A 21,368-nucleotide genomic window follows, 5' to 3' on the forward strand; every position below is an offset into this window, starting at 1 on the left:
GCTCGGGCTCGGGTTCAGGTTCGGGCTCCGGCTCGGGTTCGGGTTCGGGTTCGGGCTCGGGCTCGGGCTCGGGTTCGGGCTCGGGTTCAGGTTCGGGCTCCGGCTCGGGTTCAGGCTCCGGCTCGGGCTCGGGCTCGGGTTCGGGCTCGGGCTCGGGCTCGGGTTCAGGCTCCGGCTCGGGTTCGGGTTCGGGTTCGGGTTCGGGTTCGGGTTCGGGCTCCGGCTCGGGCTCGGGTTCCGGCTCGGGCTCGGGTTCAGGTTCGGGCTCCGGCTCGGGCGCAGGCTCGGGCTCCGGCTCGGGTTCGGGTTCGGGTTCGGGTTCGGGCTCGGGCTCGGGTTCGGGCTCCGGCTCGGGCTCAGGTTCGGGTTCAGGCTCGGGCCCGGGTTCAGGCTCCGGCTCCGGCTCCGGCTCAGGCTCAGGTTCGGGCTCCGGCTCGGGTTCGGGTTCGGGCTCTGCGGGCGGCGCTACGGCGACAGGCTCGGGTGCCTGCGGCGTTTCGGGCTGATCCTCCTCCTCGATGTCCGCGATCGCAATGATCGCCAGAGTTGCCAACTCGCCGGTCACCAGGCCGCCCGTGCGGTCCTCGAGCGGGCCGATGTCGGCGGTCACGGCCTCGGCGATCTGCGCGCCGGCTGCTGCGGCCGGGGTCGGAGCGGGGGCAGGGTCTTCGGTCCGGAACTGACCGGGGTCATTGCTGCCCACCGATATGATATCGCCGGGTTCCAGCATTTCCCTGGCCTCGCCGCCGAGCGTCGAGACCTCGACCAGGCCTTCGACCACCTGCACGCTCGAGCCTGCGCCATCGACCGTGACGCTGAAGGTCGTGCCTTTGACGACGGCCGCCAGATAGGGGGTCTCTACAGAATAATGCTGGGTCGGCCGTTTGCGAACCTTGAAGATTGCGTTGCCCATGTCCTGCACCCAGCGTGTGAAGCCGGATTGGTCGTCGGCAGGAACCGTCAGCCGCGAATTCGGAGCGACAACCACGAATTCGCGGTCGCGGGCCATGACGGCGCGCCCGCCGGCGCCGGTTTGCACCACATCTCCGGGCTGCAGGTTGCTGCCGCGCGACGCTGTGGTCTGACGGCCGCTGCGCAGCACGGTGACCTGCCCGCTGGATTCGCTGATTCGCCACCGGTCGCTGGCAGCCATCGCCAACTGGCTGGAGCCCGACAACATGAGCGCCGCTGCGGCCTTCATCGCAATCCATTTCGTCATCGTGCGTCCCACGCATACTTCCGGCTCGCCAATAGCCAACGAACTTCCGGCTGCCGTTAGAACATCGCGCCGTTGCGGAAAGATTAACTGACTAAATTTTAACAGGATTTTCAGTAACTGAACCTAGCAACCATGAAATGACCCACTGTTCTGCTGCCATCGGCATCGCCGCTGCCCTTGCCGTTTACGGCGGTAATCCGGCGTTCGGTCAGGACGGCGCGGACCGTCTCGATCCGTTGATCGCCGAATCGGAAACGACCCAGCAGGATGATCCGCGCGCACCGGCGTTGCCCCCCGTTTTGGCGTATGAACTCGACAGTTTGCCGGTGGCCGCGGCAGCGCGCAGCGTTCAGGTGGGGGCCGTGCGCCTGGCCGGGCTGGAGACGCTGGCGCAGGCCGATTTCATGCCTGCGCTCGAACCGTTTCTCGGTCGCAACCTGGACGCTGACGGCCAACGTGATCTGGTGCAGGCCGTCGTCGCGCGACTGCATGGGCTGGGGTATCCGCTGGGCCAGGCGGCCATCGGGCGGCAGACCGTCGCAGCAGGCGTGCTCGTCGTGACCGTCGACGAGGGCCGGATCGATGCGGTCCGGATCGAAGGCGCCCAGAACGATCTTGTCGATCGCATGTTTGCGCCGCTGGCAATCGGCAAACCGGTGCGCGGCACGGAGCTGCAGCGCGCGATCCTGCTGGCCGAAGCCGTCCCCGGCGTCCGCGTGGTCAGGGCGGCGCTCAAGCAGGAGGGCACGCTGAACATTCTCGTCGTCCGCCTGCGCGAACAGCAGACGGCGGCACGGATTGCAGCCGACAACTGGGGCAGCGACACATTGGGCCCGGTCAAGCTGCGCGGGCGCGTTCGCCAGCGCAGTGTCATCACCGATGGCGACGAGGTTACCGGTTTTGCGATCACCACCCCGGCAAGCCCGCAGGAATATCTGTTCGGATCGGTCAGCTATACGGTTCCCGTCGATGCTGATGGCACCCGGATAGGGTTTTCGGGCAGCGTCGCCCGCATCGATGCGGTCGGGGCGAACACCGGACGCGAGCTCGAAGGGCAGGGCGAACGGGTCCGGGCCTGGATCGAGAACCCCGTCGTGCTGACCCCGAACCTGTCGCTCGGCGCCACGATCGGCATGTCCTACCGCGATACCGAACAATCCAGCGATGGCACCCGCTCACGCGCCGAACGCGTGGCCGCGTTGACCGCAGGTTTCGATGCCTCGGTGCGGGTCGATGGGATGCGGGCATTCGGGCGGGTCGACATCACCCGGGGAACGGGCTGGTTCGGATCGACCCGGCAGGGGGACCCGCTGGCCTCGCGCGACGACGGCGATGCGCGGTTCACCTTGCTCGAGCTCGGCGCATCGGTGATATCCCCGATCGCCGGACCGCTGAGCGTCAGAACCGACGTCAAGGCGCAGTTCGCGTCTCGTCCGCTGCTGGCCGGGGACGAAATGGGGTTCGGCGGACCGAACTTCGGCCGGGGCTATTTCTTCCGCGAGGAGGCAGGCGACAATGCGCTGGCCGGGGCGGTCGAAGTGCGCGTCGATGTGCCCGGCATTCCCCGCCTTCTGAGAGAGCTGCAGGTCTATGGCTATGGCGATGCTGCCCGGCTGACCAACCTGCGTGGCGGCAGCGATCACGAGCTGGCAACCGCAGGCGCGGGATTGCGCGCGCAGGTTACCCGTCGGTTCGGCTTCGGTATCGAGATTGGCGTCCCGCTCGATCAGGATCGCGAGCCCAGAGGGAATTTCGAAACGTGGCTGACGTTCTGAGGCCGGATCCGCGCCGACAAAGGCTTCAGGGTTTTGGCGCCGACGGTTCGACCCCCGACGCATCGAAGGTCGCGATATAGCCGTTGTCTCCGACCTTGCCCGCCAGATCGGCGCGCAACGGGGCTTCGGGATAGACCGTCACGGTGTAATCTCCCGCCGAGGGGCTGAGCCGCAGCGGCTTGATGTTTTCCTGATACTCTTTCGAGTTCCAGAACGCCTCGGCATTGGCGAGACAGGGGAAGCGCACCATCAGCACGGTATAGCCCACAGGCGGTGTCCCTTCGAAGGTCGCGAGCGGACGCGGCACGTTGATGTAATAGCCGCCCAATTTCTCGTACAGTTTGCTGTCGGCGATCGCCTTGCCATAGGCCGCCATGCGTTCGCGGTCGTGGGTGGGGCCCGCAATCACCATCACCACCGGAGCATCGCACGGCGGCGCGGTGGTCGAGGTGCTATCGGTGGCGGCGGCCATCATCAGCATGGGGGTGATCATAACTCGGTCTCCGGATCGCGCGAGATGCGCCGTTCGTCACACAATGTCCGCCTGAACGGGGTACCATCGCGGAACCATTGCCAGGTGCGCGCGCGCGATTCGCCATCATCGGATATCTGGATCATCTCGGTGAAGCGCACGCCCGGCTCGTCCTTGCGGTGCAGGGTGAGCATCAGCACACTGTCGAGCGTTTCCCAGCCATGGCCGTGGAAGCGGTCGGTATCCCACCACAGCCGGCCCTCGCGGAAGCTGCCGCCGAAGCTCAACCGCTGCTCGCGGCCATCGGGCCAGATCAGATGGTTGTGCTGGATATAGGCGAACTCGCCGGTCGCCGGGAATTCGCAGCGGGTGCGCATGCGGTGCTGGTTGATCAGTTGGCCATCCGCGTCGATATGGCGATACACCCCCTCCCAGACCCCCTCATGCGCGAACAGGGCAGGCATCGCCTTGGCAAGCAATTCCCTCATCGCGGGGCGTCCTCGGCATAAGCGGCGAGCGGCAGCGGCGCGCCGGTCTGGCGGATCAGCGCCTGCTTGCGGAAATAGCGCAGCAGGCCGCTTTCTCCCATGCGCGATGGCCCCATGCCCGACAGCTTGAACGAGCTGTTCTCTGCGTCCCAGACCATCGATGTCATCGAGCCGTCGTTGATCGATACCGCACCCGCCTCGAGCCGGATCGCGACCGTTTCGGCTTCCTCTGCCGTCGCTGCGACGACAGCGGCGGACAGGCCGTAGACGCTGTCATTGGCCTGGCGAATCGCATCCTCCACGTCGTCGAACGCGATCACCGGCAGGACGGGCCCGAAGGTTTCGTCGCGCACCACGGCCATACCGGATGTCGCATCGGCGATGACGGTGGGCCGCAGATACTGGCCGCCGCACAATGTCTCGACCGAGCCGCCAGTGAGCACTCTTGCCCCCATCACCACCGCCTCGTCGATCTGTGCCTGCACTTTCGCCCCCTGGGGTCCGAAGATGAACGGGCCGATGTCGCCGACCGCGATGTCGGGGTAGTTCAGCCGCACCTGGCTCGCGGCTTCGACCAGCGCATCGAGGAACGGCTGGTAGATCGGCCGTGCCACATAGATCCGCTCGATAGACTGGCACGCCTGGCCGGTGGCGACGATGCTCGCGCGCAGGGCGAGGTGTGCCGCAGCGACCGGATCGGCGCTCGCCAGCACGATCATCGGGTCCTTGCCGCCGAGTTCGAGGTTGGCGGGGATGAAGGCGCGCGCGGCGGCTTCGGCTACCTTGCGGCCGGTGGCGACCGATCCGGTGAAGCAGACATAGTCCACCGCTTCGACCAGAGCCTGGCCGGTCGCGGCGTCGCCCTCGATGAACGACAGCACGGCGGCGAGCTCGGGCACCTGGGTGACCGTTTCCATAAGCGGCGCGATGAAACGCGGGGTGACCTCGGACGGTTTGACCAAAGCCGCGCACCCGGCGGCGAGCGCGGGGATCGCATCGATGGTCGAGAGCACGATCGGGAAGTTCCACGGCGCGATCGCCCCGAACAGCGGATAGGGGACAAGGCGCGTGCTGTTGCGGACCGTGGGATGCGCGCTGGGTTGGTTGTCGCGGCTGTGCTCGGCGATCAGCTTCGGCGCCAGATCGGCCCAGCGGCGGATCGTGCCGGGCAGGCCGTCGACCTCGATCTCGGATATCCGCTTGCGCCCGGTGTCGAGCGTCAGCGCGGCGAGCAAAGGTTCGCGGTGTGCCACCACCGCATCGGCCCAACGATGCAGGATAGCGCAGCGCGCTTCGGACCCCAGCGCCGCCCAGGCCGGTTGCGCCGCGCGCAGCCGCGCGGCATCGGCCTGCACCGCGACGGCATCGAGCGGCGCGATGGCGTAATCCGCCTCGCCGGTGCGCGGGTTGATGACCTTCATCGGTTCGCGCTCCAGGCATCGAGCACCTCGCTTCCGGTGGCGAACCAGGTGCCCGGCTGTTCGGCCAGCCAGCGCACCAGCCGCTCGAACGCGTCGATCCGGTAGGGCAGGCCCATGATGTAGGGGGTGAGGTGCATCGGCAGCATCCGCCCGCCCTGCGCCGCCGCCTCGCTCGCCAGCCAGCCATAGGCATCGCGCATCTGCTGCGCATAGCTGTCCACCGACTGCTGCTGGACGTTGATGATCTGGCGGTCGGACAGTTCGTGGTTGAGCGGAATGTTGACGATCTCGCCGGCCTCGGTGGTCATCCTATAGGGCAGCTCGTCGTTCACCCAGTCGCACATATAATCGACCCCCGCCTCGGTGAGCAGCCGCGGGGTGGCGAACGACTGCGAGCGCGCGATCGACAGCCAGCCGCGCGGACGAACGCCGCTCGCCTTTTCGAGTGCATCGAGCGAGCCTGCAATCAGCGCGCGTTCGGCGTCTTCGGATAGGCCCGAGGCGATCGTTCCGTTCATGTCGGTCGAATGCGCAATGATCTCGTGCCCGCCCGCCTGCAGCGCCTCGATGATCGCGGGGTAGCGCTCCGCAATCGCGCCGTTGCACGCCACCGACACCTTGGCGCCCACCGCCTCGAATGCATCGAGCAAGCGGTACAGGCCGATCCGCGTGCCATATTCGCGCGCGGTATAATGGCGGTAATCTGGGTAGGCGGTCTGCATATGCCCGGGCGCACGGAACGGTGTGTCGGAAGGCACCATCGGGAACCATTCGAGGCTGATCACCGGCCAGATCGCGACGCTTTTGCCTTCGGGCCAGGCGACGGGTGGGCGCGTTATCAGGTTGCTGTACGGGTACAGCGCGTGGTCCATGCCTGCACGGCGATAGGGGTATTCGAGATAGCTGGGGTCGAGTGTCATCTTGCCCTCTCCCCTGCAGGGGAGAGGGGGGAGACGCCGTCAGGCGTCGGGGGGAGAGGGGCATGGTCAGAGGTTGGCGACTGCCCCTCTCCCAACCCTCTCCCCTGAAGGGGAGAGGGCTCTATGTGCGCCAGCATCCCGCTCATCCCTGCTGCTCCCGCCAGGCATCGACAATCTCGCCCGCGGTCGCGATCCAGGCGCGGCCGTCGGCGGCGATATGCCGCAGCACCTCCTCGAACGGGCCGATGCGGTGCGGCTGGCCGATCAGATAGCTGTGCAGCGGGATGCACATCACCGTGCCGCCGGGGCCGTCGGCGGCCTCGCCTTCGCTCGCCAGCCGCTCGAACTGGCGGATCAGCGTGTCGGCATAATCGCGCGGGCTCATGTTGTAGATGAAGAAGCCGTAATGGTCGTTGACCTCGAGGCTGTAGGGGATCGCCGTCAGCTGCCCGGAGGCGACCTTCACATCGGTCGGCTGGTCGTCGTGATACAGGTCGCAGGTGTAGTCGAGCCCGTATTCGGCGATCAGGTCGAGCGTGCGCGGGGTGTGGGTGAGCGCGGGCGCAAGCCAGCCGCGGATGCGCTGGCCGGTCGCGCGCTCGACGGTCGCGATGCTGTCCTCGATGATCGCGCGCTCCTGAGCCTCGTCCATGCCATAGCTGTAGCGGGTGTTGTAAATGCCGTGGCTGAAGAATTCCCAGCCGCGCTGGCGTGCGTCCTCGACCACTTCGGGGATGTGATCGCACAAGGCGACCGACAGGCTGACCGATCCGGGAAATCCGTGCCGGGTCATCACGTCCGCCATCCGCCAGTGGCCGACGCGGTTGGCATGGTCGCGGTGCGCATATCCCACGACGTCGGGGTGCGGTTTCGCCCAGCTCTTGCGGTGCGGGTTGGTGGGCGGATCGAGCTCGTAATACTCGAGGTTGGGCGCGACCCAGACGGCGCAGCTCTTGCCGCCGGGCCAGCGGATTTTCGGGCGCCCGCGCCAGGGGGTGAAGGCGTAGAGTTGCGGATCGGGGGTCATAGCCCTCTCTCCAATCCCCCCCTCTCCCTTGACGGGAGAGGGTTGCGCAGACTTGGTGAGCGCAGCGAACCTAGTCGAAGCTGGGAGAGGGTGCGTGCAACCGCTCCACCCTCTCTAAGTCCGGCTAGGCGGACAAGCCGCCAAGCCTTCCTATTCTCTCCCGTCAAGGGAGAGAAGGTGTGTGCGGCACTACCACCCATCACGTCCTCTCCAGCCAGTCGATCACCGTCTGCACCGGTTCGACATCGGCATATTTCAGCTGCAGGTCGGTGAGGTTGGCGAAGTGATAGCTCTCGTGCTTGTCGGCGCAGGTCTCGATCGGGACGATCGTGCGATAGCCGTGGCTGAGCGCATCCACCGCGGTCGCACGGACGCAGCCCGATGTGCTGCCGCCGGTGACCACCACCGTGTCGACGCGGTGGAACTGCAGATAGCTCGCCAGCGGGGTCTCGAAGAACGCGCTGGGCATGCGCTTGGTGTAATGCAGATCGTCCGGCCCGAATTCGCAGCGCGGATCGTACGCGTGGCGCTCGGAGTCATAGCGGATGTTCTGCAGGCTGTCGGGGGTGTCGGTGCGCGTGCCCCAGACGCCGGCGTCTGCGGCATCGTCCTTGTAGGCGACACGGCTCCAGATCACCGGCATGCCCTTTTCGCGCGCGAGCCGCGAGATCGTGTTGATGTGCTCGATCTGCCGGGGGTCGGTCTCATAGGCGGTCTTGAACATGTCGATCCGGGTATAGGCCTGCTGCACATCGACATTGACGATGGCAAGCTTGCTGCCGAAGCCGAACTTGTTGCGCGCCGGATTGGCCATCACCGCTTCGAACAATTCGCGCGCGGTCCTGTCCTCGCGGATCATCCGGGTGCCGACAATCTCCATGGTTCCTCCACTTATTCTCGATTCGAGAGCATAATAACAAAAAAGGGCTTGTCGAGATGAATTTGTCCGGACAAATTGAGGTATGACTCGGATCACCCGCCATTATGTGGACGTGCCGCTTGCTGACGGCCAGCATCGCCGCGTGCATTACCGACAGGCGGGCAGTGGGCCGCCGCTGCTGATGATCCACCAGAGCCCGCGCAACAGCGGCGAATATGCCGCGCTGATGGAGCGGTGGGCCGCGCACTTCACCTGCATTGCGCCCGACACTCCGGGTTTCGGCCAGTCCGATCCGCTGCCAGGTGTCCCCGACATCCACGATTTTGCCGATGCGCTGATCGACACCATGGATGCCCTGGGGCTGGCGGCGTGCCCGGCCTATGGCTTCCATTCGGGTGGGATCATTCTGGTGACCGCGCTGCGGCGCCACCCCCAAAGGTTCACCGGCATCGCCATCGGCGGCTATGCGATCTGGACGCCCGAAGAGATGGCGCTGTTCGGCCAGTCCTATCTGCCGCCGTTCCTGCCCAGCCCCTATGGCGAGCATCTGGTGTGGCTGTGGAACCGGATGCTCGAACAGAGCTGGTTCTTCCCGTGGTTCGATGTGCGCGATGCCGCACGGCTGCCGGGCGCGCATGCCGATGTTGCGCGCGTCGACATGGCGGTGCGCGAGATGCTCGATGCGGGCGATGCCTATCGCGCGGGCTATGGCGCAGTGCTGCGCGCGCCGCGCGACATTCCGCCCCCCGATACGGTGACACCGCCGGTGCTGATCAGCGCCTATGACGGCGATCCGTTGCAGGTGCATCTGGATCGGCTGGGCACGATGCCCGCAGGCTGGCGCGCGCAGGCGTGTGCGACGCCTGCGGAGCATCAGGCGCTCAGCCTCGACTTTCTCAAGCGCGCAGGCCAGCCCGAGCCGGTTGTGCTGCAGCAAAGTGCGACCGCCGGGTTCGTCGCGATCCAGACGCCAAAGTTTTCCGGGTTGATCCACTGGCAGGGCGATCCGGCTTCCGGCGTGCTGCTGGTGCATGCCCCCGGCGCGGAGCTGACGCGCGGGGCCAAGGATGTGCTGGCGATCGACATGCCGGGCCATGGCCTGTCCGACGGCTGGCCGGGAGAGGCGCCAACGCATTGGCAGCCCTGGGCCGAGGTGATCGCTGCGGTGGCCGCGCATTTCGGCCTCAGCGAGATCCGCCAGCCCGATCCGCCGCGGGGCGATCCGGCGCTCCTGTTCCCCGACCTTTCGCCCGACCGCTATGGCACGCATCTGGTGCGCGCCTGGCAGATCGTGCGCGCGCGGCATTTCTTCGCGCCGCATCATGAAGCCAACGCGGCGCATGCCATCGCATTTGACCCGGCGGATATCGACCCGGACTGTCTGGCAGGCGAACACCGCGCACTGCTGAGGGCGACAGCGGCGCGCAGCTATTGTGAAGCGATCAACAGCCAATAAGGAGACGAAGATATGGGTATTCGCGAGGACATGCCGATACTGGCGCGGCACGAAGGTGTGTGGGACGGCGTGTACACATACTATAATGCCGCCGGCGAGAAGATCGACGAGCATCAGAGCCGGCTCTTCTGCCGCTTTCCCGATGACGGGCCATTCCCCTATCACCAGACCAACCATTATACTTGGCCCGATGGCCGCACCGAGATCCGCGAATTCCCCGCGGCGTATCGCGACAAGCGCGTGTGGTGGGACAATGAGCTGATCGTCGGCTGGGCAGCCGAGGTCGGGCTCGACGCATACAACCGCACGGTGATGCTCTACTGGCAGCGCCAGGGCGATCCTTCGCTGTATCTCTACGAGATGATCCAGATTTCCGATGACGGCAACTCGCGCTGCCGCACCTGGCACTGGATCCGCAACGGCCTGCTGGAGACGCGCACCGCGATCCAGGAAACCCGGGTGACCACCGACTGGCGCGCGCTCGAAGCGGAGATGGCGGCGAGTGCGTGAGGGGCACTATAGCCCTCTCCCCTTCAGGGAAGAGGGTTGGGAGAGGGGGCCGCGCCGACTTGGGCGACTGCCCCTCTCCCCCCGCCACTGCGTGGCTCCCCCCTCTCCCCTGAAGGGGAGAGGGCTCAAGTGACCACCCTGTTCGACCGCATCTGGGACGCGCATATCGTGGCGCCGCTTCCGGGCGGGGCCGCGCTGGTCGCGATCGACCGGGTGCTGCTGCACGAGCGCACCGGGGCGGCGGCGCTCAATTCGCTTGCGGCGGCCGGGCGCGCGGTGGCCGATCCGAGCCGCGTGTTCGCGATGATGGACCATATCGTCGATACGCTGCCCGGCCGCACCGACCAGACGCTGATGCCCGGCGGGCAGGCGTTCATCACCGAAACGCGCGCAGCAGCGCAGGCGGCGGGGATCACCCTGTTCGATGTCAGCGATCCCGACCAGGGGATCATGCATGTGGTCAGCCCCGAGCTGGGTATTGTGCTGCCAGGTCTCACGCTGATCGCGCCCGACAGCCACACCTGCACGCAGGGCGCGCTGGGCGCGCTCGCCTGGGGGATCGGCTCGTCCGAGGCCGAACATGCGATGGCGACCGGCACGCTGCGGCTGACGCGGCCCAGGGCGATGCGGGTCACCTTCACCGGCACGCTTTCGCCGGGGGTGACGGCCAAGGACATGATGCTGGCGCTGATCGCCGCGCACGGCGCGGGCGGCGGCGCGGGGCATGTCGTCGAGTTCGCGGGCGAGTCCGTCACCGCGCTCGACATGGAAGCGCGGATGACGCTGTGCAACATGGCGACCGAGTTTTCGGCCTTCGCCGGGCTGATCGCGCCCGATGATGTCACCTTCGAATGGCTCAAGGGCAGGCGCTATGCACCGCAGGGTGCACAATGGCGGGCCGCGCTGTCCGGGTGGCAGACCCTGCGCACGGACGACGATGCCGTATTCGACTGCGAGATTGCGATCGATGCCGGGTCAATCGCGCCGATGGTGAGCTGGGGCACCAGCCCGCAGGCGAGCGTGGCTGTCACCGGCAGCGTGCCTGCTGATGCTGCGCCTGCGATGCTCGACTATATGGCGCTCGAGGCCAATGCGCGCCTGATCGGCACGCCGATCGACGCCGCGTTCATCGGCAGCTGCACCAATGCCCGCCTGTCCGATCTGCGCCGCGCTGCCGCTTTGCTCAAGGGCCGCAAGGTCGCACCCGGCATTCGCGCGATCTGCGTTCCCGGATCCAGCGCGGTCCGGCGCGCCGCCGAGGCCGAGGGGCTCGACCGGGTGTTTTTGGACGCGGGCTTCGAATGGCGGATGAGCGGCTGTTCGATGTGTTTCTTTGCGGGCGGTGAGAGCTTTGCCGAAGGATCGCGGGTGATCTCGTCGACCAACCGCAATTTCGAAAGCCGCCAGGGGCTGCGTGTGAAAACCCATATCGCCAGCCCCGAAACCGTTGCCGCCAGCGCGATCGCGGGCGCCATCGCCGATGCGCGGGCTATCCGCCCTCTCCCATTGAGGGGAGCGGGAAGAGCCGTGCAGCGGCGAAGGGAGAGGGGATCAGGTGAAGGGAAGTCCATCCCCCCCTCCCCGACCCTCCCCCCTAAAGGGGAGAGGGAGTTTGGCTGAGCCCTTCACCAGGCTGACTTCGATCGCCGCGCCCTTGCTGCGCGACAATGTCGATACCGATGCCATCATTCCTTCGCGCGAGATGACAAGCACCGGCAAGACGGGTCTTGCCGACGGGCTGTTCGCCGGCTGGCGCTACATCGATGCGACGCGGACACCGAACCCGGATTTCGTGCTCAACCAGCCGCAATACCGCGATGCCGCCTTGCTGCTCGGCGGGCGCAATTTCGGGTGCGGGTCGAGCCGCGAGCATGCGGTGTGGGCTCTCGTGGAATACGGGATCCGCTGCATCGTCGCGCCCAGTTTCGCGCCGATCTTCCAGAGCAATTGCGTGCGCAACGGCATCGTTCCGGTGGTGCTGCCGACCGAGGCGATCGCTCCGCTGGCGGGGGTCGTTTGCCATGTCGACCTGGTGGCACAGACCGTCAGTAGCGCCGATGCGACGCTGTCGTTCGATATCGAGGGCGAGGCCAGGGCGATGCTGCTCGAGGGGCTCGATGCCATCGACCTGACGCTCAAACACCGCGACGCCATCCAAGCCTTTCATGCGCGCGACCGGTCGCAGCGCCCCTGGGTCTATCTGGAGCAGAACCATGCCTGACGTGCTGATCAGCGAAGTCGGCCCGCGCGACGGGCTGCAGAGCATCGCGAGGGTGATGCCGACCGAGGCCAAGAAGCGCTGGATCGCCGCCGAGGCCGCCGCCGGGGTGCGCGAGATCGAGGTGGGCAGCTTCGTGCCGCCCAGCCTGTTGCCGCAGATGGCCGACAGCGCCGAGATCGTGGCGTTTGCGCGGACCATCCCAGGCCTCAACGTCGTCGCGCTCGTCCCCAACGCCAAAGGCGCGGCGCGCGCGATTGAAGCAGGGGCCCATGCGATCTCGATCCCGTTTTCGATGTCCGAAACCCACAGCCTCAAGAATGTCCGCAAGAGCCATGCGCAGATGCTCGAGGAGATCGCCGCGATCGCTGTTTTGGCGCGCGCGGGCGGCGTGCATTTTGCCGTCGGGCTGTCGACCGCATTCGGCTGCACGATGGAAGGCCCCGTTGACGAGGCGCAGGTGGTGCGCCTTGCGGTCGCGGCGGCCGAGGCGGGGGCGCAGGAGTTCAGCCTGTCGGATACCACCGGCTATGCCAACCCGGCGCAGGTCAAGCGGCTGGTGCGCGCGGTGCGCGCCGAGGTCGGCGCGGAGCGGATGACGACCTTGCACCTGCACAACACGCGGGGTCTGGGCCTTGCCAATGCGCTGGCGGGACTGGACGAAGGCATCACCACGCTGGACGCGTCGCTCGGAGGTCTGGGCGGCTGCCCGTTCGCGCCGGGGGCTTCGGGCAATATCGTCACCGAGGATCTGGTGTTCATGCTCGCGGCGATGGGGGTGGAAACCGGGATCGACCTCGATGCGTTGCTCGCGGTCCGCAGCATCCTCGCCGAAGCGCTGCCCGGCGAGCCGCTCTACGGGTTCACCCCCGACGCAGGGCTGCCATTGGGATTTGAAAGGCACATCGCATGACCGGACCGCAGCCGCTCAAGAACCTCAAGGTCGTCGAGTTCACGCATATGGTGATGGGCCCGGCGGCCGGCGCGATCCTTGCCTCCTTGGGCGCCGAGGTGGTGCGGGTCGAGCCGATCGCCGGCGACCGCACGCGGCGGCTGATCGGTTCGGGCGCGGGCTATTTTCCGATGTACAACCGGCACAAGGCCAGCATCTGCCTCGATCTCAAATCGACGGAAGGCCTTGCGGTGGCGCGCGATCTCGCGGCCGGCGCCGACATCCTGATCGAGAACTATCGCCCCGGCGCGATGGACCGGCTGGGGCTGGGCTATGAGGCGCTCTCGGCCACCAATCCGCGCCTCATCTATTGCAGCGAAAAGGGTTTTCTCCCTGGTCCCTATGAGCAGCGCACCGCGCTGGACGAGGTCGCGCAGATGATGGGTGGGCTGGCGTACATGACCGGACCACCCGGACGCCCCTTGCGCGCAGGCTCCAGCGTGATCGACGTCACCGGCGGCATGTTCGGCGTGATCGCGATCCTCGCGGCGGTCGAGGAACGGCACCGCACCGGCACCGGGCAGAAGGTGCAGAGCTCCCTGTTCGAAACGACGATCTACCTGATCGGCCAGCACATGGCGCAGATGGCGGTGACCGGCAAACCCGCCGCCCCCATGCCCGCGCGGATCAGCGCCTGGGCGATCTACGACGTGTTCGAGACCGCCGATGACAAGCCGATCTTCATCGGCGTGGTCACCGATGCGCTGTGGGAGAAATTCTGCGCGCTGTTCGGGCTCGATGACCTCTGGGCCGACGCGAGCATCCGCGAGAACACTGCGCGGGTGCTGGCGCGCGATCGGATCATGCCGCAGATCCGCGCGCTGGTGAAAACCTGGAAGCGCGACGACCTGATCGCCAGACTCGAGGGCACCGGTCTGCCGTTCGCGCCGATCGGGCGGCCCGAGGACATGTTCGATGACCCGCACCTGCTCGCCAGCGGCGGGCTCGAGCCGGTGACGTTGAGCGATGGCACGACGACAATGCTGCCCACGTTGCCGATCGAGATGAACGGCGCGCGCCCGTCTGCTGAAGCGGTGCTGCCGCAGGCGGGGGCGGATACCCGCGGCGTGCTGGCGGGGCTGGGCTATGAGACCGCTCGGATTGATGCGTTGCTGGCGAGTGGGGCCGTGGAGGGAGACGGGTGATGGAAACAGTCATGACAATGGCGTTTGCTCGCCGCACGTCCGCATTTTCTGAAACCTCAATTTCGTCACCCCCGCGAATGCGGGGGTCCCGCTTATTCTCTGACTGGGTGAAGCAAAGCGGGATTCCCGCGTTCGCGGGAATGACGGCACTTGTTCTGACAGCCTGCACTGCGCACGCCCAGGACCGCCCCGCCACCTCCTCACCCGGAGTTGAAGCCCCGGCCGAGCGGCTGCCCACCGATATCCGGCGTGTGACGCTGATCGTGCGCGACATGGAAGCCTCGCTCAAGCTCTACCGCGATGTCGTCGGCTTGCAGGTCAATTACGATACCGTGGTCGAAACCAGCGGCGTCGCGCTGCCGGCGGGCGAGCCGGGCGCCAAGGCGCGGCTGGTGCTGCTCAATGCGAACGATCCGTTCATCGGCTGGATCGGGCTGATGCAGTGGACCGACCCGCCTTTGCCCGATCCGGGGCCCTATCCCAAACGCATGGGGCCGGGCGGCACGGTGATCGTGATGAACACCGATGATGTCGACGGCCGCTGCGCTGCGGCTGCCAAGATCCCCGGAGTCACCATGACTGCGCCGCCGCGCATGCAGGAATATCCGGGGCGCAATGGCGGTCCGGCGATCCGGGTGCGCGGCTGCAATTTCTTCGATCCCGACGGCACCTTGATCGAGATGAACCAGATTCTCAAATAGCTGGGTCATTTTCCTCTCCGACCGATGCATCGCATGCCGGTGCAGCGCGTAGGTTCTGCAACGGCGCAGGTGCGTCCGGTCCGCGCGCGCCTGTGTCCCAGGCCTTTGTCCGCCCCAAGGCGTGCGCTGATCCTCGAAGAGCAGGAGCTACGCATGACCAAATCCGCACATGAGACGACCAAAGGCAACGGCGGCGAAACCCACCAGCAGGCCAGCGGCGACACCCCGGTGCTCACCACCAACCACGGCATGCCGATCTCGGACAACCAGAACAGCCTGAAATCCGGCGCGCGCGGCCCTACGCTGCTCGAGGATTTCGTGCTGCGCGAGAAGATCTTCCATTTCGACCATGAGCGTATCCCCGAGCGCATCGTGCATGCCCGCGGCACCGGCGCACACGGTGTGTTCGAGGCCACCGACGACATTTCGGACCTCAGCAAGGCTGCCGTGTTCACCAAGGGCGAGAAGACCGAGGTCTTCGTCCGCTTCTCCACCGTCGCGGGCGGTGCAGGTTCGGTCGATACCCCGCGCGATGTGCGCGGCTTTGCGGTTAAGTTCTACACCCGCAAAGGCAACTGGGATCTGGTCGGCAACAACATCCCGGTGTTCTTCATCCAGGACGCGATCAAGTTCCCCGATCTGGTCCACGCGGTGAAGATGGAGGCCGACCGTGGCTATCCGCAGGCGGGCAGCGCGCACGACACCTTCTGGGACTGGGCGTCGCTGATGCCCGAATCGACCCACATGCTGATGTGGGCGATGTCCGACCGCACCCTGCCGCGCAGCCTGCGGATGATCGAGGGCTTCGGCGTCCACACCTTCAAGATGGTCAATGCTGCCGGCAAGGCGAGCTTCGTCAAGTTCCACTGGAAGCCCAAGCTCGGCATCCAGTCGACGATCTGGGACGAGGCGCTCAAGCTGCAGGCTGCAGACAACGACTATCACCGCCGCGACCTGTTCGAAGCGATCGATGGCGGCGATTTCCCCGAATGGGAACTGGGCATCCAGGTGTTCGATCAGGAATTCGCCGATGCGCAAGCGTATGACGTGCTCGATGCGACCAAGCTGATCCCGGAAGAGGACATTCCGGTGCGGATCATCGGCAAGATGACGCTCAACCGCAACGTCGACAACTTCTTCGCCGAGACCGAACAGGTCGCGTTCCTGCCGACCAACATCGTTCCGGGGATCGACTTTTCGAACGATCCGCTCCTGCAGGGCCGGCTGTTCAGCTATCTCGACACGCAGAAGTCGCGGCTGGGCACGACCAATTTCCACCAGATCCCGGTCAATGCGCCGCGCTGCCCGTTCGGCAATTTCCAGCGCGACGGCATGATGCAGACGATGGTGCCCAAGGGCCGCGCCAATTACGAGCCCAACTCGCTCGCCGAACATGGCGAGGAAGCCGGGCCGCGTGAAAGCGCTGCCAAGGGCTTTGCCACCACCAACCTGGCCAGCGGTTCCGATGAGCAGGGCGACAAGTTGCGGGTGCGGGCAGAGCTGTTTGCCGATCACTACAGCCAGGCACGGCTGTTCTACCGTTCGCAGACCGAAAACGAGCAGGCGCACATTGCCTCGTCGTTCGTGTTCGAGCTGTCCAAGGTGGCCGATCTGGATCAGGTGCCCACCCGCATGCTCGCCAATCTGCGCAATGTGGACGAGGATCTCGCCAAGCGCGTCGCGGATGGGCTGAACATCGAGCTTCCGGCCAAGGCCGAGGCCGCGCGCAAGCCGGTCGAGATGAAGCCTTCGGATGCGCTGTCGATCCACAAGAACATGAAGGCGACGCTCAAGGGCCGCAAGGTCGGCGTGCTGATTGCCGATGGCACCGATGCGGGCGAGCTCGACACTGTCACCAAGGCGATCGAAAAGGCCGGTGCCACAGTGTTCATCGTCGCGCCGAAGGTCGGCGGGGCGAAGCTTTCCGATGGCAAGATGCACAGCGCCGACGGCCAGCTCGCCGGAAGCCCCAGCCAGCTGTTCGATGCGGTCGCGATCGTGCTGTCGGAGGACGGCGCCAAGATGCTGCTCAAGGAAGCCGCTGCGGTGCAGTTCGCGATGGATGCCTTCGGGCATCTGAAGGCGATCGGCGCGAGCAAGGCCGCCAAGCCTCTGCTCGACAAGGCGGGAGTCGAACCCGATGCGGGCGTGACCGGCACCGGCGACGACTTCATCAAGGCAGCGGCTACGCGCTTTTACGATCGCGAACCCGGCGTGCGCATGCTCGCCTGATCCTGGGCTAACCGTCCGGGCGGTGCCAGTGGCGCCGCCCGGATCGTTCAAACATCCTCACCCGCAGCCCGCGCACGCTCGACCACGCTGCGCTCGGCCAGCGGCACGCTGCGATAAGCGGCGAGCAGCAGCAGCATCCCCACCGGCACGATCACCAGGATCGACAGCACACCGGTCGACAGGCTGCCGGAGATGACCGACATCTGTCCCGCCAGATACGGGCCCAGCGCCAGCCCGAACAGCGTGGTTGCCAGGAAGAAGGTTGCGGTTGCGGTGCCGCGCATCCGCGGCATCACCAGATCCTGAGTCGTTGCCGCAGCCGCGCCCAGCGCAGAACTGGCAAGCATGTTGGCCAGCGAGACGAAGGCCGCGAAGCGCACGAAGTCCATGTTCGAGCCGGGATCGTTGACCGTGGTGAAGGCCAGCACGATCGGGATGACCGGGGTCAGCAGCCCGAAGGCGATCACCAGGATGCGGCCTGATTCGCTGCGCGTGCGCAACCAGTCGGACATCCGCCCCCCCAGGATCACGCCGACAAATCCACCCGCTGCGCCGAGCCCGCCAAGCCACAGCCCAATGGTGGCGGTGGATTCGCCCAACACCTGCGCGGCATAGCTCGGCCCGAACGCGGTGGTCGCGTACGACATGAAGGCGACGCAGCCATAGCCCAGGATGGTGTAGAGGAACGCAGGCGATCCCCAGATCAATGCGAAGGTGGCTGCATCCCGTCGGCGCAGCGAGGCCGCCCAGGAAAACACCGCATAATATCCCACGGCGATGCAGATCCATTGCAGCGTCGCGCCGGTCAGCGCGATCAGCCCGAAGGCCGCCAGCGCCAGCACCACGATCACGCCGATATTGATCGCGAGCGCCGATACGCCGCGCTGCGCTGCCGAGATCAGGGTGAACGGCGGGATGACCGCAAACAGCTCCTGCAGAAAGCCGCGAAACGGTTCGGCCGTGGGCGGGGTTGGCAAGCCGTCGACCAGGCCCCGCACCGGCTCGCGCAGCGTTGCCACCCATACTGCCAGCAGCAGCCCCGGGATACCGACCGCGAGGAACGCCGCCTGCCAGCCAACCAGCCCCATCGGGCCGCCGCCGGGATAGGCATCGTTCCACCCGGCAACGATGAATCCGCCGATCATCAGCGAGATTCCGCCGCCGAAGTAGAGTCCGGCGGAATAGATCGCGAGCGCGGTGCCGCGCATGCGCTTTGGGAACATGTCCGAAATCAGCGAATAGGCCGACGGGCTGGCGGTCGCCTCGCCGATGCCGACTCCCATCCGCGCGAGACCCAGCGTCGTGCCGTTCTTGGCAAAGCCCGACACTGCGGTCATTGCCGACCAGATCGCCAGGCCCAATGTCAGCAGCCGCACCCGGTTCCAGCTATCGGCGAGGCGCCCCAAAGGAATGCCGAACAGGGCATAGAACACGGCAAAAGCGGTGCCATACAGAAAGCCGATATCGGCATCATCGAGCCCGAGATCGGCCTTGATGTCGGGCGCCAGGATGGTGATGATCTGCCGGTCGATGAAGTTCAGCACATAGACCAGGAACAGGATGCCCAGGCCGTACCAGGCATAAGGCGTTGCATGGGTGGCGGGGGAGGGGGGCGTGTCCGCTGGGGCGGCCGTCTGGTCCGGGATGCTGCTATCGTGAGTACCGATTGATCCCGCCACGTGCCTGCATCTCCCGTTGCTTGTTCTTGTCGTGGACCTTGGCTAGCAGAGCAATGGGCTGGTGCAAGCGCCTATCGGGGCGGGCTTGCGGAACAGGGGTGGAAGGCACGTGCGCTATGACGGCTGATCGAGCTCCCGCGATCCTGTTCGTGTGCCTTGGCAACATCTGTCGTTCGCCGTTGGCGGACGGCGCGCTGCGGTATGCCGTGGCGCAAAGCGGGCTGCGATGGAGCGTCGATTCGGCAGGGACCGGTGGATGGCACGCGGGCGATCGCCCCGATGCGCGCGCGATCGCGGTCGCCGCCCGGCATGGCGTCGATATCGCCGGTTTGCGGGCGCGGCAGGTGCGCAGCGACGACTTTGCCCGCTTCGATCTGATCCTGGCGATGGATCACGACAATCTCGCCGGGCTGAACGCCATCGCGCCGCGCGGGCACCGCGCCGACGTTCGACTGGCGCTCGATCTGGTCGACGGGCGCGCAGGGCAGGCAGTCTCCGATCCGTATTATGGCGATGCGGCCGGGTTCGATGCCACCTGGCGCGATGCTCAGGCGATTGCCCGATCGGTGCTCCAGCATTTCGGCGGGCGCGGCTGAGCGCGGGTCAGGCCGGAAGGGGCTCTTCCAGCGGCGGGGGCTGGCGGCGCAGCAGGCCGATGGCATCGCGCAGCATCTGCGGGGCCAGCATCCGCAGCAACAGGAAATAGATGAGCGCCCCCAGCCCTGCGAGCAGCGCAAGCCGCGCCATGACCTCCGCGACATTGCTGTCGAGCGCGCCGGCAAGCCCCACCTGCATCGTCCACACCAGCGCCGCCATCGCGGTGGCCGCACCGACCCCCGGCGCGCAGGCGATCAGCACGTCGCGCACCCGGACGCCGATGATCGGGCAGGATTGCCACAGCGCAAAGCCCAGCACCACCGGCATCCCCAGCACCCAGCCGAGCGCCAGCCCGGTCACGCCGAACTGCACGCCGATCAGGAACACCAAAGGCATGAACGCCGCGCCAAAGGCAGAGCAGCGCACCGTGATCCGCGGATGGCCCAGCGCATTGACCGCAGGCGCCAGCAGCACATGCAGGGTCATGAACGGCATGGCGATCGCGAACAGCTGCACCAGAGGCACCATCTCGATCCATTTGGGCCCGAACAGGGTATACACCGCCTCGGGCGCGGTGACCGCCAGCCCGGCATAGACCGGGCAGCTGATCAGCATGATCAGCGCGATGGCTTTCAGGAACGCCGCCTGCAGCCGCGCGGGCTCGGCCTGCAGCCGGGCATAGGCGGGGAAGGCAACCTCGTTGAGCGGAGGGATCACCTTGGACGCGAACATCTGTGCCAGGAACAGCGCCTCGGCATAGAGGCCCAGCGCATGCGGATCGAGCACGCGGCCGGCGATCAGCACATCGGCCTGGGTCTGGATGCTCCACAACAGGTGGCTGGTCAGCATCGCGCCGCCGAAGCCGATCATCGCGCCGGTGCCCTTGAAGTTGAAGCTCGGCCAGACGATGAAGCGCTGGGCAATGCACAGCCCGATCGCGCGGGTCCACACCATGGACACCGGCGCTGCCACCAGCGTCCACACACCCCAGCCTGCCATCGCACAGGCGAGCGAGGTGAGCGCGCAGACCAAGGCCGAGATCAGGTTGACGATCGCCAGCCGGCGGAAGTCGAGCGCGCGGCTCATCAAGACCTCGGGGACCGCCACAAAGGGCGTCGCCAGATACATGACCGTCTGCCAGCGCAGCAGGTCGGCGACCATCGGCTGGTTGTAATAGGCGGCAATGGCCGGGGCGGCGGCAAACTGGATCGCGGCGATGCCGACATTGAGGATCAGCAACAGACCGAACGCCTGGCGGACACGAAAGCGGTCGATCCGTTCCTGCTGGATCAGCGAGCTGGCAAAGCCATAGCCATTGAGAAAGGCGAGCATCACCATGACCACCTGGGTCATGGCGAACAGCCCGTAATCGGCCGGGTCGAGAATGCGAATCACCGCAAGCGTGGTGGTCCACATCACCACCTGGCTGACGATCTGGCTGCCCGAACGCCAGAACACCGCGGTCTTCACCCGCTGGGCAAAGCCCGAATCGGCTATCGTTTGTGCAGTGTCTTCAACCATATAGTGTCGTGGTCCCGTCAGGCGCAGGTCAGTCCTGGCGGCAATACCACCAAAACCTTATGGATCCGCTGCCTAGCCGCAATTCCCCAAAAAAACTGAAACAAAACTGCAAAAAGGGTTTGACCCGAATCGGAGTGGTCCATATATGCCCTTTC

Annotated in this window: 19 protein-coding genes; 10 read left to right on the forward strand and 9 right to left on the reverse strand. The window is 66.3% G+C overall.

The features are described from left to right. Positions 1-1,219 (reverse strand): FecR domain-containing protein (locus QUV11_RS13835; RefSeq protein ID WP_300883477.1); only part of this gene is annotated, 1,219 nt, incomplete at its 3' end. A gap of 137 nt (positions 1,220-1,356) precedes the next feature. On the opposite strand from QUV11_RS13835, the gene QUV11_RS13840 reads away from it, so the two are divergent. Continuing rightward, positions 1,357-2,994: a ShlB/FhaC/HecB family hemolysin secretion/activation protein gene (locus QUV11_RS13840; RefSeq protein WP_300883478.1), complete on the forward strand. Its 1,638-nt coding sequence runs from the start codon at positions 1,357-1,359 to the stop codon at positions 2,992-2,994. A 25-nt stretch (positions 2,995-3,019) separates the two neighbouring features. On the opposite strand, the gene QUV11_RS13845 is transcribed toward QUV11_RS13840, so the two are convergent. The 6 genes from QUV11_RS13845 to QUV11_RS13870 form a co-directional block, all read right to left on the reverse strand. Then, entirely contained in the window at positions 3,020-3,487 is a 468-nt protein-coding gene (locus QUV11_RS13845) for a DUF1330 domain-containing protein (protein WP_300883479.1), read from the reverse strand. After that, the gene (locus QUV11_RS13850; RefSeq protein ID WP_300883480.1) at positions 3,484-3,954 is read right to left on the reverse strand and encodes a hypothetical protein; all 471 of its coding nucleotides are present in this window, start codon (positions 3,952-3,954) and stop codon (positions 3,484-3,486) included. The genes QUV11_RS13845 and QUV11_RS13850 overlap by 4 nt, the downstream gene beginning before the upstream one ends. Then, positions 3,951-5,375 (reverse strand): aldehyde dehydrogenase family protein, encoded by a 1,425-nt coding sequence (locus tag QUV11_RS13855; protein WP_300883481.1) that lies wholly within the window; start codon positions 5,373-5,375, stop codon positions 3,951-3,953. The genes QUV11_RS13850 and QUV11_RS13855 overlap by 4 nt, the downstream gene beginning before the upstream one ends. Beyond that, the gene (locus QUV11_RS13860; protein ID WP_300883482.1) at positions 5,372-6,295 is read right to left on the reverse strand and encodes a polysaccharide deacetylase family protein; all 924 of its coding nucleotides are present in this window, start codon (positions 6,293-6,295) and stop codon (positions 5,372-5,374) included. The genes QUV11_RS13855 and QUV11_RS13860 overlap by 4 nt, the downstream gene beginning before the upstream one ends. 142 nt (positions 6,296-6,437) lie before the next feature. Continuing rightward, positions 6,438-7,322, reverse strand: coding sequence for a polysaccharide deacetylase family protein (locus tag QUV11_RS13865; protein ID WP_300883483.1), 885 nt, complete (start codon positions 7,320-7,322; stop codon positions 6,438-6,440). A gap of 199 nt (positions 7,323-7,521) precedes the next feature. Further along, positions 7,522-8,202 (reverse strand): isochorismatase family protein, encoded by a 681-nt coding sequence (locus QUV11_RS13870; protein ID WP_300883484.1) that lies wholly within the window; start codon positions 8,200-8,202, stop codon positions 7,522-7,524. 82 nt (positions 8,203-8,284) lie between these two features. Here QUV11_RS13870 and QUV11_RS13875 point away from each other — a divergent pair, with 82 nt between their 5' ends. The 8 genes from QUV11_RS13875 (at position 8,285) to QUV11_RS13910 (ending at position 17,416) form a co-directional block, all read left to right on the forward strand. Beyond that, positions 8,285-9,658, forward strand: coding sequence for an alpha/beta fold hydrolase (locus QUV11_RS13875; protein WP_300883486.1), 1,374 nt, complete (start codon positions 8,285-8,287; stop codon positions 9,656-9,658). Between the two features lie 12 nt (positions 9,659-9,670). Beyond that, positions 9,671-10,168 carry a DUF3598 domain-containing protein gene (locus QUV11_RS13880; RefSeq protein ID WP_300883487.1) on the forward strand — a complete coding sequence of 166 codons (498 nt, stop codon included), beginning with the start codon at positions 9,671-9,673 and terminating at the stop codon, positions 10,166-10,168. A gap of 129 nt (positions 10,169-10,297) precedes the next feature. Continuing rightward, positions 10,298-11,788, forward strand: a complete 1,491-nt coding sequence (locus QUV11_RS13885; protein ID WP_300883488.1) for a 3-isopropylmalate dehydratase large subunit — start codon at positions 10,298-10,300, stop codon at positions 11,786-11,788. Then, positions 11,781-12,389, forward strand: coding sequence for a 3-isopropylmalate dehydratase small subunit (leuD, locus tag QUV11_RS13890; protein WP_300883489.1), 609 nt, complete (start codon positions 11,781-11,783; stop codon positions 12,387-12,389). The genes QUV11_RS13885 and leuD overlap by 8 nt, the downstream gene beginning before the upstream one ends. Then, a complete protein-coding gene (locus QUV11_RS13895) occupies positions 12,382-13,299 on the forward strand; it encodes a hydroxymethylglutaryl-CoA lyase (protein ID WP_300883490.1) in 918 nt (305 codons plus the stop codon). Before leuD ends, QUV11_RS13895 begins: the two co-directional genes overlap by 8 nt. Beyond that, positions 13,296-14,483, forward strand: a complete 1,188-nt coding sequence (locus QUV11_RS13900) for a CaiB/BaiF CoA-transferase family protein (RefSeq protein WP_300883491.1) — start codon at positions 13,296-13,298, stop codon at positions 14,481-14,483. The genes QUV11_RS13895 and QUV11_RS13900 overlap by 4 nt, the downstream gene beginning before the upstream one ends. Before the next feature lie 140 nt (positions 14,484-14,623). After that, a complete protein-coding gene (locus tag QUV11_RS13905) occupies positions 14,624-15,184 on the forward strand; it encodes a VOC family protein (RefSeq protein WP_300883492.1) in 561 nt (186 codons plus the stop codon). 153 nt (positions 15,185-15,337) lie between these two features. Then, complete coding sequence (locus QUV11_RS13910; RefSeq protein WP_300883493.1) at positions 15,338-17,416, forward strand: catalase; 2,079 nt, start codon at positions 15,338-15,340, stop codon at positions 17,414-17,416. 47 nt (positions 17,417-17,463) lie between these two features. On the opposite strand, the gene QUV11_RS13915 is transcribed toward QUV11_RS13910, so the two are convergent. Continuing rightward, a complete protein-coding gene (locus QUV11_RS13915; protein ID WP_300883496.1) occupies positions 17,464-19,062 on the reverse strand; it encodes an MFS transporter in 1,599 nt (532 codons plus the stop codon). Positions 19,063-19,211: 149 nt separating this feature from the next. On the opposite strand from QUV11_RS13915, the gene QUV11_RS13920 reads away from it, so the two are divergent. After that, entirely contained in the window at positions 19,212-19,691 is a 480-nt protein-coding gene (locus tag QUV11_RS13920) for a low molecular weight protein-tyrosine-phosphatase (protein WP_300883494.1), read from the forward strand. A gap of 7 nt (positions 19,692-19,698) precedes the next feature. Here QUV11_RS13920 and QUV11_RS13925 read toward each other — a convergent pair whose 3' ends face one another. Then, positions 19,699-21,213, reverse strand: a complete 1,515-nt coding sequence (locus QUV11_RS13925) for a lipopolysaccharide biosynthesis protein (RefSeq protein ID WP_300883495.1) — start codon at positions 21,211-21,213, stop codon at positions 19,699-19,701. Positions 21,214-21,368 lie beyond the last annotated feature (155 nt).

The sequence above is a fragment of the Blastomonas sp. genome (genome assembly GCF_030373265.1).
Lineage (GTDB): Bacteria > Pseudomonadota > Alphaproteobacteria > Sphingomonadales > Sphingomonadaceae > Blastomonas.

Coding starts and splice junctions, on each gene's coding strand:
- QUV11_RS13840 (WP_300883478.1), top strand. CDS start 1,357: ATGACCCACTGTTCTGCTGCCATCGGCATCGCCGCTGCCCTTGCCGTT.
- QUV11_RS13845 (WP_300883479.1), bottom strand. CDS start 3,487: ATGATCACCCCCATGCTGATGATGGCCGCCGCCACCGATAGCACCTCG.
- QUV11_RS13850 (WP_300883480.1), bottom strand. CDS start 3,954: ATGAGGGAATTGCTTGCCAAGGCGATGCCTGCCCTGTTCGCGCATGAG.
- QUV11_RS13855 (WP_300883481.1), bottom strand. CDS start 5,375: ATGAAGGTCATCAACCCGCGCACCGGCGAGGCGGATTACGCCATCGCG.
- QUV11_RS13860 (WP_300883482.1), bottom strand. CDS start 6,295: ATGACACTCGACCCCAGCTATCTCGAATACCCCTATCGCCGTGCAGGC.
- QUV11_RS13865 (WP_300883483.1), bottom strand. CDS start 7,322: ATGACCCCCGATCCGCAACTCTACGCCTTCACCCCCTGGCGCGGGCGC.
- QUV11_RS13870 (WP_300883484.1), bottom strand. CDS start 8,202: ATGGAGATTGTCGGCACCCGGATGATCCGCGAGGACAGGACCGCGCGC.
- QUV11_RS13875 (WP_300883486.1), top strand. CDS start 8,285: ATGACTCGGATCACCCGCCATTATGTGGACGTGCCGCTTGCTGACGGC.
- QUV11_RS13880 (WP_300883487.1), top strand. CDS start 9,671: ATGGGTATTCGCGAGGACATGCCGATACTGGCGCGGCACGAAGGTGTG.
- QUV11_RS13895 (WP_300883490.1), top strand. CDS start 12,382: ATGCCTGACGTGCTGATCAGCGAAGTCGGCCCGCGCGACGGGCTGCAG.
- QUV11_RS13900 (WP_300883491.1), top strand. CDS start 13,296: ATGACCGGACCGCAGCCGCTCAAGAACCTCAAGGTCGTCGAGTTCACG.
- QUV11_RS13905 (WP_300883492.1), top strand. CDS start 14,624: ATGACGGCACTTGTTCTGACAGCCTGCACTGCGCACGCCCAGGACCGC.
- QUV11_RS13910 (WP_300883493.1), top strand. CDS start 15,338: ATGACCAAATCCGCACATGAGACGACCAAAGGCAACGGCGGCGAAACC.
- QUV11_RS13920 (WP_300883494.1), top strand. CDS start 19,212: ATGACGGCTGATCGAGCTCCCGCGATCCTGTTCGTGTGCCTTGGCAAC.
- QUV11_RS13925 (WP_300883495.1), bottom strand. CDS start 21,213: ATGGTTGAAGACACTGCACAAACGATAGCCGATTCGGGCTTTGCCCAG.